Source organism: Pedobacter sp. KBW06, from assembly GCF_003852525.1.
Lineage (GTDB): Bacteria > Bacteroidota > Bacteroidia > Sphingobacteriales > Sphingobacteriaceae > Pedobacter.
Window position 1 is genome coordinate 1,819,792 of record NZ_QAJL01000001.1, and the last position, 14,058, is coordinate 1,833,849.

The following is a 14,058-nucleotide window of genomic DNA, read 5'->3' on the forward strand; positions in this document are numbered from 1 at the left end:
ACCGATATGCAGCTGTTAAAAATCCAGATCAACGCACAGGATGACCATTCAGGGGCCCGACCCCTGCCCATTCTTTTATCGCTCATTTTAGGGATTACAGGATTCACGGTTTTCCAGGATTTCCTGCATTCAAGCTATAATAACTATGCTTTTCACTTTTCTGAATCGCTCTTATTCAAAAGCTTCTGGCTGTTGTTTTTACCCTTCTCATTTTTGCAGTTCCGGCTGTTAAAAAGATCAGCTGCTTTTGTGCCCGCCCTCCTGCTCCCTATCGCCCTGCATATTTTAGCTTTTGCATGCACCGTCTGGCTATTGTCTGCTTTATTGTTTACCCACACCTACGCATTCAGGGATTTAATCGGCTACACCCTTTCCGAAGACAGTTACAAGTATGTATTGATTTATGGAGCAACCGCATTATTGTATATCCGGCGACAGGCAGTTGTTCAAAAACCGGAAGCATTTCCCGCAGCCCCGGTTAAAAAAATCACCATTGGCGCGGCCAGAAACTTCAGCAGCATCGCTGTTGACGAGATTCTATACATCAGCAGCTGCACTCCTTATATTTCGATCAGAACCCGCCAGAAAAGCCATCTGTATACTGAATCTTTAAAATCGATCATGAGCAGGCTGGACCAGCAACAGTTTGTCAGGGTCCATAAATCTACCATCGTCAACATCCATCAGGTTCGTTCTTACCGGTCCAGATTGAATGGCGACTATGATATTCTGTTGAAAAATGAGGAAGAGGTCCGGCTGAGCAGAAATTACGCGCAAAGGTTTAAAGAACTGATGGGCTAAAGGTCCACAGCTCAATACAGTATTTCCTCAGGATAGCCTGTTTTATTTTGCAGATCAGGTGCTAAGACAGATTTTTGAGTAAAAGCAAATCTGTATGAAACGACTCATCAAAACCAATTATCTGGCCCTATTATTAACCGTACTGGTCTTCAGTTCCTGTCAGGGTCAAACAAAAAGAAACCATTCTACCTCTGCCAGGGCTGCACTTATTGGCGGGGGTTGTGATGGCTGCGAACTGATGTATATCGGTATGCCCAAACAAATCAAGGCCATAGATACCAGTGCCGGATGGACAGAAAAAGGGCAAAAGCTATTGATCAGCGGAACAGTATTTAAATCTGACGGAAAGACTCCTGCTCCGGAGGTGATCATTTATTACTGGCAGACCGACAGTCAGGGATATTATTCAACCCGAAAAGGTATGGATAAAAGAACCCTGCGCCATGGCCATATCCGCGGCTGGGTAAAAACTGACCATCAGGGCCGCTATGCCATATACACCATCCGCCCTGCCACCTACCCCGACCATTCAGAGCCCGCACATATTCATACTTCTATAAAGGAGCCGAACCTGGATACCGAATACTACATCGATGAATTTATATTTGATGATGATCCTTTACTGAATGCTAAAAAAAGAAAAAGTCTGGAAAACCGTGGCGGAAGCGGCATTTTAAAAACCTCCCTTTCAGGCAATTTACAAATTGCAAAACATGACCTTATACTTGGGCTTCACATTCCCAATTACCCGGTACTTCCGCATTGAAAAAAAACCGGTAAAGCTGTCGTAACATTTAAAATGGTTGCTGGTCTTATCAAAAGACAAACTAAACATGAAAAAAACAACTACTTTATTGATTACGTTTTCAGGCCTTTTTCTTGGTTTGAATACTTTTGCCCAGGATAGCCTGATCACCACACTGGCTGCAAAGAACATTTCTACTTTTGTCAGGGAGGGCCGGAGCTTTTCCGGAGCCGGCTGGGATAAGATCCTGACACAGGCCAAGGCCAGTCCTGATGTCCTGATTGGAGAAGACCATTTTACGAACGAGATCCCCTATTTTACTGCTGCCATCGTTTCTGAAATCAGGTTCGACAACTTTTTTTGTGAGATAGATCCCTTCACTGCCCGCATCTTGCAGGATAAAATTAAGGGTTTATCCCCTGCTGCCCTGCAAAAGTTTGTGAACGAATTTGGTGACACCTTTTCCTTTTATGCCTTGAATCCGGAGTTTGAACTGCTCAAAGAATTAACCAAAGCAAATACAAAAATACAGGGTACAGATCAGATCCTGCTGATTGCAGACCGCCTGATTTGCAATCAACTCAAAAAGTCAACAAAGAGTACAAGAGCCAAAGCACTGTATGAAAGCATTGAAAATAATTCAAAATTATACTTTGAAAACTTCCTGAAAGACCAGACTAAGCCTTTTTACCTGCTTACCGATGATTTTGATAAAAAACTAACTGAATTATCCGGGCTCAAACTGAGTAAGGAAGAGCAGGAAATCATTGCTGCGTTCCGGTTGACTGCAAAAATATACAAGTCCCGCAGCCATCACCTGCGGATTCAACTCATGAAAAATCAACTGATGAGTAAGCTCGGCGAATGGCAGAACAAAAAGAACCTCTTCAAATACGGTGCTAATCATATGCCAAAAGGAGAAAGTCTGATGGAGATCTACGATACCGGAAGTCTGGTTAACAACATTGCGGACAGCGAATTTTCCAGTTCCATGCACCTGATGATTTTAGGCACAAAAGGAACACAGGCTTCTCCTTTTAAGGGCTATCCTGAAGGAAAAATAAACGAACAAAGCAGCATGTTAAAATCATTAAAACCACTGTTGAGCCCTGTTGAAGGCGAGCAATGGCATTGTCTGGACCTTGTGGCCATCAGAAAAGGCATACAGGAAGGAAAAATCAATGTAAAAGATGTGACCCTGTCAAGAATCATCAAAGGTTATGACCTGCTGGTAGTTGTTCCAACTGTCAGCGCTCCTAAATTTATCACCCCCTAACCAGTCCACATAGAAAACCCGCACTGCTTATCGCAGTGCGGGTTTTCTGTCTTTTTCAGCTTTTACAAAAGCTTCAGCCCTTTGGTTTGAGATTTGTCAGCTTCGATGATGCTGATCGCATATCCTCCTCCGGGAGCAGCAAACTGGGTTAGTTTTGATTTGCTGTTGAGCAATACTTTTCGAATCTGATAAGCCTGTGGATTTGTTTTATAATGTGCATCTTTCGCGTCACTATAAATCGTAGCCACATAGGTTTTACCCGGTTGTAAAAAGTTAAACGAGATTTTAGAGGTATACCCATTCTCTCCTGCCACACAGCCTACAAACCAGTTGTTCGTTCCTTTGGCTTTACGCGCTACAGAAACATATTCGCCCGGCTCTGCTTCCAGGTATTTACTGTCGTCCCAATCCATGGCGACATCCTTGATAAACTGAAAAGCATCCAGGAACCTGTTGTAATTTTCAGGCAGGTCCGCAGCCATCTGTAAAGGACTGGCCATAGTAACGTATAATGCCAGCTGATTGGCCAGCGTTGCGTTCAGATGAGAATGGTTATCCGGATTCAGCTTTGAGATGTCCATTTCAAAAATACCAGGTGTATAATCCATTGGACCACCAATCAGACGGGTAAAGGGCAAAATGGTCACATGATTTGCTTTACTGCCACCAAAGGCCTGATATTCCGTACCACGGGCAGATTCATTGCCTATAAGGTTAGGATAAGTACGGTTAATGCCCGTTGGGCGAACTGCTTCGTGCGCATTGACCATGATTTTGTATTTCGCTGCTTTCTCCAGTGCATACTGATAATGGTTTACCAGCCATTGTCCGTAGTGGTATTCCCCGCGCGGGATCATGTTCCCGACGTAGCCACTTTTTACCGCATCATAGCCATTGTCTTTCATAAACTGATAAGCCTGATCCAGGTGACGTTCGTAATTTCGTACCGAACCGGAAGTTTCATGATGCATGATCATTTTCACGTTTTTACTTTTTGCGTAGTCCCTGATTTCCGCGACATTAAAGTCCGGATAAGGCGTTACAAAATCAAAGACGTAGTCTTTAGAATTGCCGAACCAGTCCTCCCAGCCTACATTCCATCCTTCTACCAGTACGCCATCAAAACCATGTTTGGCGGCAAAATCAATATATTCTTTTACATGAGCTGTATTTGCAGCATGTTTACCATTGGGCTTTACTTTGGTATAATCCGTTACGCCCAATTGTATACTTGGCAAATCATCGGTATACGCCCAGGAGCTTTTTCCGGTGATCATTTCCCACCATACCCCAATATATTTACTCGTTTTAATCCAGGAGGTATCTTCTATTTTGGAAGGTTCATTTAGATTCAAGGTCATTTTGGAGGCCAGAATATCACGTGCATCATCGCTCACGATCACCGTTCTCCAGGGAGAGGTTGCGGGAGATTGCATGTATCCTTTGTCTCCTTTTGCATCCGGTGTTAACCAGGACTCGAAAATCATGTGCTGATCATCCAGGTTCAGGTTCATCGTTGAATAATTGATTAGCGCAGCTTCATGGATGCTGATGTAAAGTCCGTCGTTGGTCTTCAGCATTAAAGGTGCCTGAACGCCTGTTTCAGAATATTGGGTCTGAGAGGAGTTATCGGTTACCGCTGTATGAAATAAACCCCTGATCTCAGAAAGTTTAGAAGTTGTATAATCATATTCCTGGGTATCGTAATCACCTGGAATCCAATACGCTTTCATGTCTCCCGACATTGCGAATTGTGTTTTTTCTTCCTTGATGACAAAATAATTCAGGTTTTTCTGCTGAGGGAATTCATAACGGAAACCCAGGCCATCGTTAAATAGACGAAAGCGAATCAGGATCTTCCGGTCTGTTCCCTGTTGGTGCAGGGTCACCGCCAGTTCGTTGTAATGGTTTCTGATGTTTTTAAGCTCTCCCCATACCGGTTGCCAGGTTTCATCAAAAGAAGTGGTTTTGGAATCAGTCAGGGTAAACTGATCATATAAAGAAGTCTTTGGGTTGGCCGGTCCGGATTTCATGCCCATCTCTGTACCAAACTTTGCGGGGCTTACCTGATCTTTCAACTCCAATCCCAGTTTTCCGGGTTTAAGTACCACTTTACCTTTATAGCGCAGTTGATAAGTAGGGACCCCTCCGTTCTGAACGCTGAAGTTCATCAGCAGTTTGCCATCGGGCGATTTTAGGTCTTGTGCCTGTGCCAGCTCCGTAGAGAGGCATAAAGACAACAGGGCGATCAATATCCTTTTCACATTTATAATAATTAGGTGTGAAAGCAAAGATATAAATTTAACGGGAACGTTCCCGAAGCAGGATAAAAAAAGTGTAATCAGATCATTACCATCTGATTACACCATAAAGCTACTTATTTTGCAGCGTTTTTCTTTTCAGTGATCTCTGTACGGATTTCCTGAGCAAGGCCTTTGATCTCCTGTAAAGCTTTACGCACTCTGGTTCCCGCAGCACTGTTGCCACCGTTATAAAATTTTTCTACGTCTGCTTCTGTCGCAGCTACTACTTCTTTTAGTTTTGCAAATTTACTCATGGTTCTTTTTAATTAATTGGTTTTTTCTTAGTTATCTGTGTCAAGCTTTAATTCAAAAAGCATCTTTATGCCCTTCTGAATGCGCTTAATAGTGTAAACATAAGGATTAAAAATAAAATTACAAATAAATACTACTAATTCAGTAGACATTATATATATTTGTTTCATCATCAGCAGGAAAGCTGATCCGGTATAGTCATGTGGCCGAGTGGCAAGGCAGGGGTTTCATACACCCGGAATGGCGGTTCGATTCCGCTCATGACGTCTAAGTGGTAGCGATAACCTAAAGGTTGAGCTTAAACTTTTCCATGTTTTGACAGCTTGTTTACTCATTGCAAGCTGCTTTTTTAAGGTTTCATGCTGCGAAGCACAAACATTTAAGTACTCGTTTAATTTACACTTTGGTTATTAAAGGCTATCTCTCATCAGGTAGCCTTTTTTTATTTTTATTCGGATACTTGTCATTAACTTTAGTGCATGATTCACAAAACTACCTTTTACCGCCTGATTCTGATCTTAATCCTTAGCCCCTGCTTCCTTTACGCACAAGAGCCATCCAGCCATCCAAAAACACCAATGATGGGCTGGTCAAGCTGGAACAATTTCCGTGTAGACATCAATGAGCAGGTGATGAAGGCACAGGCCGATGCAATGGTCCTTACCGGACTTAAAAAAGCCGGTTATAATTTTATAAATATGGATGATGGATTTTTTGGCGGGAGAAATGAAAAAGGAGAACTCCTGGTACATAGCAAACGTTTTCCTTCAGGAATGAAGGCCCTTGCAGATTATATCCATGGTAAAGGACTTAAAGCGGGAATCTATTCAGACGCGGGCATCAATACCTGTGCATCAATATGGGATAAAGACACCATTGGAGTGGGCTCCGGACTTTATGGCCATGATGAACAGGATTTAAACCTGATGCTTAAAACCTGGGGCTATGATTTCATTAAAGTCGACTGGTGTGGCGGCGAGAAACTGGGATTAGATGAACAGATGCGTTATACCCAAATCGCAAATCATATTAAAAAGATAAAAAAAGAGGCTTTATTCAACATCTGCCGATGGCAATTCCCCGGAAAATGGGCAATTGAAATTGCAGATTCCTGGCGGATCTCCGGCGATATCAACAATAAATTTGAATCTATTTTAAACATTATAGATAAGAATGCAGATCTATGGAAATATAGTTCTCCCGGTCATGTGAATGATATGGATATGCTGCAGGTTGGCCGTGGCATGAGCTATGAAGAAGATAAGTCACATTTCAGCATGTGGGCCATGATGAACTCTCCGCTATTACTTGGTAACGACCTGAGGACAATTTCCAAAGAAACACTGAGCCTGGTCACCAATGCAGAGGTCATTGCCCTGAATCAGGACAAACTCGGCTATCAGGCCCGCAGGTTAAAGAAATCAGGAGAACTGGAAATCTGGGCAAAACCATTGGTTTCTACCATGAGTGGTCTGGTTGCAGTAACCTTATTGAACAGGTCGGACAAAAGCGCTTCGATTGATCTTGATCTGAAAAGTTTAGGCTTTGACCTCAGCCACAATTATACGATCAGGGACTTATGGAAACATAAGGATTATCAGGCAAGCAAAGCCGTTTCCGAAAGTTTTGAGCTTCCTGCACATGGTGTAGTCACTTTAAAAATCAAAGGAAAATTAATTCCTTTTAACATCTTTCAATCCGAAAAGTAAGGCTGTTTTTGGCGGGAAGCTTAGTAAAACAGAGATCTTAATAAAAGGAAGTTTTAGACTTCCTTTTATTTTTAATTCATTACACTTTTTGATATTTCATATTTTCCATCATTGGAAGAAAGTACCCTTTGATACAATTGGGATTTCTGATACAGATCTGAATGTGGTCTTTTTCTTTAAAACCCGCATTTTCATACAGTTCTTCACCTTCTGAAAATACCCCCTGGATGGAATCAAATGGCGGAGTGGCGGCCTGATGTCTAAAAGAATGTAAACTCTCAATTACAGCACAATCCAGTTCGCGTAACAACAAATCATTACTACCCCCGATTCTTAAAGGTTTATTTACCGGCATGTCCTTTCTTAATTTCTTATTCAAAGTGTTTAACGAATTATGCGCCTCCTTTATAAAAGAAAGATTCTGATAGTCCAATAAATCGAGGCAAAAACCCAGATTTAGTACAGCCCCAATTACTGCCGGATTTTTTATCGGCCTTATCGACTTGCCGGGATTCGATTTTAAAAACTCGGCAAATTCTAATGCTCTTGCCGGGCTATTGTCCCACATATAGACACCATGTCCTAGCCAGTCGTACTTGTTAGTACTCTTACGAAGCGCTGTTTTTCCAGTCAGGACTTCTGATACCAGGCTTTCGTAACAACCATGAAACCCTAAAATCAGCCCAGGTCTCGTAGTATACGTAGATTCCGATATGGTTTGCGTAAATTTCCTTTTGGCATCAGAATACCAACTTTAACCAGGTAATCTTTCGATGCCTCCTTACTTTTACAAAGCTCTTTTGTATACGCCCTCATCGCTTTTGTAAATTCTTTTCTCTCTTTATCTGATATCATACCGTTCTCTTATTTTGATACTTGCCCCAAATCCCGTAGTATACATAGATTTCGATATGGTTTGCGTAAATTACCTTTTGGAGTCAGAATACCGGCTCCAACCAGAAAAGCTTTACATGCCTCCTTACTTTTACAAAGCTCTTTTGTATACGCCCTCATCGCTTTTATACATTCTTTTCTCTCTCTATCTGATATCATACTTTCATTTTTCAATACTTAGCCTATTGTTAGCTATGACTAAACTATATATTTAAAAAGAATTTATATTAACAAATAAGAAAATAAATACACAAAAATTTACAAACCAGCTGTTTACCCATAGCTGAGCCGCTGTTCACAAGCTCCTGAGCATGTATGCACCGGGTATAGACCCTGGATCAACCGAATATGAAGCTTGTTGACCAGGGATCTCTTAACTGCAAGATACGGAATAGACTTCTGGATAAGGTTATGCTATTTTGCATGGATACCCACCAAAATGAGCACCAGCGGCTATCATATTATTAACTACATTCGCTTTATGAAAACGGAAAAACAGCCTGGTGTACACTTAGAAGTTGACCCTAATAAATTAGATTCCAAGATTAAAAGCTTTGAATACAATGGCAACCATTACCTATACGTGTGTCATATCGACAAGTATTCTGATATTGCCGGAGGCCATAAAGATGACCATCCGGACCGTGTAAAAATATTGGTAAAGAGTTTTTATGGCAAGTATCTGAATCTGGATATCAGCTTAGAGGAATTCAATGCCGATGCTTTTCAGCCCAGGTTATTAAAGGAAATTGACGAAAACCTCATTTCTACCGAACCCAGCTATTGATCCGCTAGGTATGGGAAAGCAGGGGAAAAATCAATTGATGGTCTTCAAACAGCCTGCGGCAATCAGCCGGTACAAAAAGGGTGAGGTCTTCTTCTTTATAAGGTCTGATTTCATAATCCCCGCTATTTTCCGGTATGAACCCCAATAAAACCTCCCTGGTATTTTCCAGGGCCAGCGTATGAATGACGGTTTTGATGTCTACGTTTTCCTCTGCCAGGATATCGTGCAAGATTAAGGTTTCGCCTTCATATTCCGCAACCACCACTGCTTTTAATCCGGCAATGTAGTAAAGGAAATCCCTGATGCTGAACCTGTCGAAATAATGGGCATAAAACATCACCAGTCCGGCATTGTCTCTCATTGAAACCTTAAATAATGGAACGGCTTTTTGTGCAGTATGAAAAAGCAAATCCCTGTCATTGGTATCGTCCATATCCATCGATCTGAATGTAAGTCCCTTTTGCAGTTCTTTCAGCTGATAAACTGCCTGATATTCATTTACGGGTACAAAGCCGAACTTAGGGTAGAAATCCAGGACCTCATCATTGGCAAACAGGTAAATCATATCGCATTGACCCTCCCAGTCTAACATTACTTTTTCCATCAATGCGCGGCTTAACCCCTGCTTTCTGTAATCAGGGTCTGTCATTACCGTACCGATCTGCACAAACTTTTTCTCTACACCCAATACGGTAAAACGGATCACATTCACTGTGATGTTCGATACCACTTTATCTCCCTCCGCGAGGCTGTACAAAATACAGTTCCCGTCCCAATACCCGCTTTGGTACCACTTTTCGAAATCAAAGCGGTAAGTTTTTTGTGTGAGTGAATTGAAGCTTTCCCTCAATCCCCCCTCATGCTGATACTGAATCAGAAAGGTATAGTCCTTGTTATTTATCTTCATTTATTTTGCTTTTGAGCAAGTCTTTCTTAGACTCCAGCCATTCATTTTTCAGGATACTCAGCACGGAGGAGTTTCTCCTCGTACCATCAATTCTATATCCGTTATTTCTCAGGACCCCTTCAAAAGTACAACCCAGGCTTTTGATAGCCCTCATACTTCTTTCATTCTCGCTATCGAGCCTGAATTCTACCCGTTCAAATTCCAGTTGTTCAAATATAAATTCAAAAAGCAGGTATTTACAATGCTTGTTGAGGCCTGTTCCCTGGAAATTCTTTCCATACCAGGTATATCCCAGCGACAAATTCTTACCGGCCACATCAATATCATATAGCCTCGTAGAACCGGCATACTCATTTTTAGTTTTATCGAATACGATGAAGGGATAGCTCGTTCCTTTATCCCTTCTTTCCAATGCAGTTTCCAGATATCCACGCATTCCTTCTTCGCTACCTGCATTCTGTAAAGTGAATTTCCACAATTCGGGCTCATTGATTCCGAAAGCTTTTAGATGTTCAAAATCAGCAGCAGCCAGTGGTCTTAGCAAGGCATAGTTATCTTCCAGTACATAGTCTTTTTTCGCATCGAATATCTCGTTCATCTCTATAAATCTCTTTTGGTTTTATACTTTCAAATTCAGGATCCTGCCGATCAAATCGTTCAATTGCTTTTCGGAAATTGATTTGGGTACATATAATTCCGGACTTTCAGTCCAGCGCTTCTCCATCCCGAAATAATCAGGTTCCTGCACCGCAGGATCCTTCATCTTAGCAAGTTCTGAGGCACTGAACTTCTTCCAGCGTTCCAAATATAGGGAACTAAGCAGTCCTCCCCATTCTTTATGAGCATATTCATGCAAATCTGTTTTCGGATTTGTGTCTGGCCCCCAATAAGTGATCTGAACCTTTGCATTTTTTAAAGCATTGGCCTTATCGGCAACCGTAGTACCAAAATCCAGTGCCTGCTGTAACCACCTGTTTAGGGTAAAATGGCGGTTGCTGCTCAGGAGCGAATCCTGTAAAACGATCATCTCTTCAAACTGTACCGCAGCTGATTTAAAAGCTTCCTGATCTTTTGCTTTGATTGCGTTGATCATCTTCTGATAAACCAGGTCCCCTTTATTTGCCAGCACTTGTCTGACAAAGTCGATCCGGTCTGTGCGGTAAGTTTCCACACCTTTAAACTCCGCAGCGGCGGAAGTAAAAATCTTCACCGCTTCTTCAAACTTCGCCACCTCGTAATTTCGCTTTCTCGTTCCCCAGGAAGAAACGGTTTCGATAGCAGTGGACGGCCTGGCACAAAAAATAGATTCAGAAGGACCTTCCTGATAAATCTCAGGACTGCTATAAGCCGTTTGCAACAACATTTCCCATCCTTTTTCTACAGCAGGGCTGGTTTTACCATAACGGTATTCCTGGTATTTTTTTATCCACTTTGCAACTTCAACATGATCTTTATGCCATCCCAGTTCCAGCATCAGGTCAAAGGCGACCGGATTGTTATAAATCCCTTCGGGTATGATGCCTACCCCATTTAAAAATGATCCATACTCACTATTTTTAGCGCGGTATACCTCATCCGAGAAACGTTGAAGTTTGCCATAGATTCCATTCTTTTCTCCAAAATTACTGACGTTACTCCAAACAAAGGGGGTTCCGTCATAACCTTTTCGTTTCTCCCAGTTGTTGGTATTTTCGCCGAACAGCTCTATTACCAGCGTTTTCTTTTTATCCAGTCCCTGCAACAGTTGCGTTGCCGGATTGGATTGCCAGCCCTGAAGCACCCAGGTGCTCTCCGGAAAGTGCTGTTGCATTACCTTCTGGATGGACCTTGCCGAACCTGCAAGATCTGCTCCTTTTGAGCTTCCTCCCTCATGAAAGGGATCTCCACCGAAATAATGTAGATCAGGACCATACAGCTTTTTCATTTCGGCATAATAGATCCCTGCAATTTTATCAAAAGAAGGGTCTGAAGTCATCAGAAAATCCGGACGTGTAAATCCACCGGCCCATTTCCCCTGATCAATGACCCTGATCTCCATTTTATTTTTCAATGTCGTCGGAATCATTCCATAAAAACCCTGCATCACCGGTGATACGGCCAGGTCTTTCATCCGTTTAATGATCTTTTTCTGCAATATTGCCTGCTGATCGATCAACCCCTGACTCACCGGGCCACCCCAGCCTTCCAGGTTTCCCATCAGCCACCAGGCACCAAAGGCAGGGCCTGCAATAAAGTCCAGCGTTTCTTTATCCGAATAACCCAGTTTCTTTAATGTATTTTGCCATACCGCTTCTACACCCACCGGGGCCAGGATCAGATTGACCCCGTTCAATGCCATCCAGTCGAGTTCCCGCTCCCAGTCTTCCCAGCGATAAAAGCTCATCGAGTAGCTGATCGTGCAATAATTCAAAGCATAACGGTAAGGATATGGGGAAGCGATTCTCAGTTTCTTAGGAATCAGCGGCAATTTTGATACTGTGGAAAGCTGATCGCCAAAATGCGACATGCTCCGTTTACAATAATATTTCAGATACCAGCCCAGGCCTTCCGCAGCAGCATTTGCATCGGATGCCGCAATTTCAATTTTATTGTTCCGGCTAGACAATTCGAAAACAGCTTTCCCTTCTGCAGCGGGGATGGTTTTAAAGACCAGGGAAGAAGCCAGCCATGGCGCCCGTCGCTTTGCCAGGTCTTTTACAGATGGGTAGGTTTGTGCCGTTGCTGTCATCCCTATCAAAAGCAATAACAGTGTATTTTTAACGATTGGATAAAATATTTTCATCATGTATTTTTATGATTTGGCTAAAAACAGGAATGAAGGTACCTTAAAAAGCACCTTCATTCCAAAGTTCAGGATTTTTTAGTATCCTGCATTTTGTTGAACAATTCCCTTACTTTCATTTATTACTTTACGAGGTAAAGGGTAAAGCTCAAAATCAGATTTTGCGAATACAGAGCCATTGTCTTTAGCACGCTGGATATAAGTTCCCCATCTGATCATGTCCTCTCTTCTGCTGCCCTCTCCCCATAATTCAAAAAGCCGTTCGTCCATTAACTTCTTTTTAAACTCTGCCTGGTTAAATTGTCCCAATGAATACAGCGGAACTACAGCCCTGCTTCTTACCATGTTGAGGAGATCATAAGCTTCTTTTACCGGGCCTTGTGTTTCATTGATCGCCTCAGCAAGCAGTAATAAGACATCAGCATAACGCCACACTACGATATTTGTTCCCTGCTCCTCACTGATGGCACTGGGATCCGGACCATATTTCATCGGAATTGCACCAATATAATTGTTGGCTCTTGCATCAAAGATCTTTCCGCCATCCGTAGGCCATTTCGATAACAAGACACTTAAACGCTGATCTGTCTGATCAAACTTGTCATAAGTTTTCCATGGCATTTTGTATCCTCCCCACTGGGTAATTGCCGAACCTCCCGGGTCTACATAATTGCCAGGCATGCTGCAAGCCAGCCAGAGATTGGTATTGGTGGCATCTGTACGGCAGGGAATCGCGAGAATTACTTCTGTGCTGTTCCCTTTATTTTTATAAGCAAATACCTCCTTATAACTTGGCTGAAGAGAATGTCCTAACTGTTGGATTTCGCGGCCAGTTGTAATCGCATCAGTCCACCTTTTTTCATGCATGTATAATTTCATCAGCCCCATCAGACAAGCATCTTTAGTAAACCTGCCAAAATCGGCTGCCGGTAATTCTTTCGCAGTAGGTAAAACAGCCAGGGCCTCTTTGTAGTCCTTTTCAATTTGAGCGACCATCCAGTCTTTCGTAGGTCTTGCAATTGGCTGTGTCTTAGGATCAGAAGCCTCAGTGGCATTCAAACGAATAGGGACCGGGCCATACAGATTATACAAAATCCAGGAATAATGGCCACGCAAGGCTTTAAGTTCTGCCAGGTACTGCGATTTTATTTTATCATCCATCTGAATTCCCTGAATCTTTTCCAGGTCAATTGTTGTTTCTGATATCGTTGGCATCAAAGCATTGTAGTGGTTCAGTAGCTGAGTAAAGTCTTCGGAAAAATTCAGTTCATTAAATTTGGTCCAGCCATCCCATCCCCATGAACAGATCAATTCGTCGGTAGTAAATGAAGACTGTACCAGCCACCCTTCATTAGTTGCCCCCCATCCGCCACCATAAATCCCTACTCCCAGCATTCCCGCATACATAGCCGTTACCGCAGACTTCGCGTCTTCCGCATTTTTAAAAAAGCTATCTGAAGCATACTTGTCGAATGTTTTTTCCTCAAGAGGTTTCTCACAGGAAATCACTAATGTACTTATTGCGATCAGCAGCAGGTAAAAAATGCCGCTATAGATAGTTGATTTCATATTTCTTTTCATTGTCGTTTTCATTTCAGTTGA

General features: G+C 42.4%; 12 protein-coding genes and 1 tRNA gene. 6 read left to right on the forward strand and 7 right to left on the reverse strand.

Going from position 1 to position 14,058, the window contains the following annotated elements; genetic code table 11:
- The first annotated feature begins 6 nt into the window (after positions 1–6).
- The 3 genes from DBR43_RS07265 to DBR43_RS07275 all read left to right on the forward strand — a co-directional run bounded on the left by DBR43_RS07265 (position 7) and on the right by DBR43_RS07275 (position 2,822).
- Entirely contained in the window at positions 7–801 is a 795-nt protein-coding gene (locus tag DBR43_RS07265) for a LytTR family DNA-binding domain-containing protein (RefSeq protein WP_124579290.1), read from the forward strand.
- 94 nt (positions 802–895) lie between these two features.
- Positions 896–1,567 carry an intradiol ring-cleavage dioxygenase gene (locus tag DBR43_RS07270; protein ID WP_124579292.1) on the forward strand — a complete coding sequence of 224 codons (672 nt, stop codon included), beginning with the start codon at positions 896–898 and terminating at the stop codon, positions 1,565–1,567.
- Positions 1,568–1,634: 67 nt separating this feature from the next.
- Positions 1,635–2,822 carry a hypothetical protein gene (locus DBR43_RS07275; RefSeq protein ID WP_124579294.1) on the forward strand — a complete coding sequence of 396 codons (1,188 nt, stop codon included), beginning with the start codon at positions 1,635–1,637 and terminating at the stop codon, positions 2,820–2,822.
- A gap of 62 nt (positions 2,823–2,884) precedes the next feature.
- Here DBR43_RS07275 and DBR43_RS07280 read toward each other — a convergent pair whose 3' ends face one another.
- The gene (locus tag DBR43_RS07280; RefSeq protein WP_199756974.1) at positions 2,885–5,086 is read right to left on the reverse strand and encodes a glycoside hydrolase family 97 protein; all 2,202 of its coding nucleotides are present in this window, start codon (positions 5,084–5,086) and stop codon (positions 2,885–2,887) included.
- Between the two features lie 113 nt (positions 5,087–5,199).
- Positions 5,200–5,379 (reverse strand): histone H1, encoded by a 180-nt coding sequence (locus tag DBR43_RS07285; protein ID WP_073230680.1) that lies wholly within the window; start codon positions 5,377–5,379, stop codon positions 5,200–5,202.
- Positions 5,380–5,573: 194 nt separating this feature from the next.
- Between DBR43_RS07285 and DBR43_RS07290 the strand changes: the two genes are divergently transcribed.
- Both DBR43_RS07290 and DBR43_RS07295 read left to right on the forward strand, forming a co-directional pair.
- Positions 5,574–5,644 (forward strand) — tRNA-Met (locus tag DBR43_RS07290).
- Between the two features lie 212 nt (positions 5,645–5,856).
- Entirely contained in the window at positions 5,857–7,086 is a 1,230-nt protein-coding gene (locus DBR43_RS07295; RefSeq protein ID WP_124579296.1) for a glycoside hydrolase family 27 protein, read from the forward strand.
- A gap of 79 nt (positions 7,087–7,165) precedes the next feature.
- On the opposite strand, the gene DBR43_RS33175 is transcribed toward DBR43_RS07295, so the two are convergent.
- Positions 7,166–7,465 (reverse strand): hypothetical protein, encoded by a 300-nt coding sequence (locus DBR43_RS33175; protein WP_199756975.1) that lies wholly within the window; start codon positions 7,463–7,465, stop codon positions 7,166–7,168.
- Between the two features lie 996 nt (positions 7,466–8,461).
- Here DBR43_RS33175 and DBR43_RS07305 point away from each other — a divergent pair.
- The gene (locus DBR43_RS07305; RefSeq protein WP_124579300.1) at positions 8,462–8,767 is read left to right on the forward strand and encodes a hypothetical protein; all 306 of its coding nucleotides are present in this window, start codon (positions 8,462–8,464) and stop codon (positions 8,765–8,767) included.
- A 4-nt stretch (positions 8,768–8,771) separates the two neighbouring features.
- Here DBR43_RS07305 and DBR43_RS07310 read toward each other — a convergent pair whose 3' ends face one another.
- The 4 genes from DBR43_RS07310 to DBR43_RS07325 form a co-directional block, all read right to left on the reverse strand.
- Positions 8,772–9,674: a GNAT family N-acetyltransferase gene (locus DBR43_RS07310; RefSeq protein ID WP_124579302.1), complete on the reverse strand. Its 903-nt coding sequence runs from the start codon at positions 9,672–9,674 to the stop codon at positions 8,772–8,774.
- Positions 9,661–10,272 carry a GNAT family N-acetyltransferase gene (locus tag DBR43_RS07315; protein ID WP_124579304.1) on the reverse strand — a complete coding sequence of 204 codons (612 nt, stop codon included), beginning with the start codon at positions 10,270–10,272 and terminating at the stop codon, positions 9,661–9,663. The genes DBR43_RS07310 and DBR43_RS07315 overlap by 14 nt, the downstream gene beginning before the upstream one ends.
- 21 nt (positions 10,273–10,293) lie before the next feature.
- Positions 10,294–12,459, reverse strand: coding sequence for an alpha-N-acetylglucosaminidase (locus tag DBR43_RS07320; RefSeq protein ID WP_233602898.1), 2,166 nt, complete (start codon positions 12,457–12,459; stop codon positions 10,294–10,296).
- A gap of 75 nt (positions 12,460–12,534) precedes the next feature.
- Positions 12,535–14,049 (reverse strand): RagB/SusD family nutrient uptake outer membrane protein, encoded by a 1,515-nt coding sequence (locus DBR43_RS07325; RefSeq protein ID WP_233602899.1) that lies wholly within the window; start codon positions 14,047–14,049, stop codon positions 12,535–12,537.
- Between the last annotated feature and the right edge of the window lie 9 nt (positions 14,050–14,058).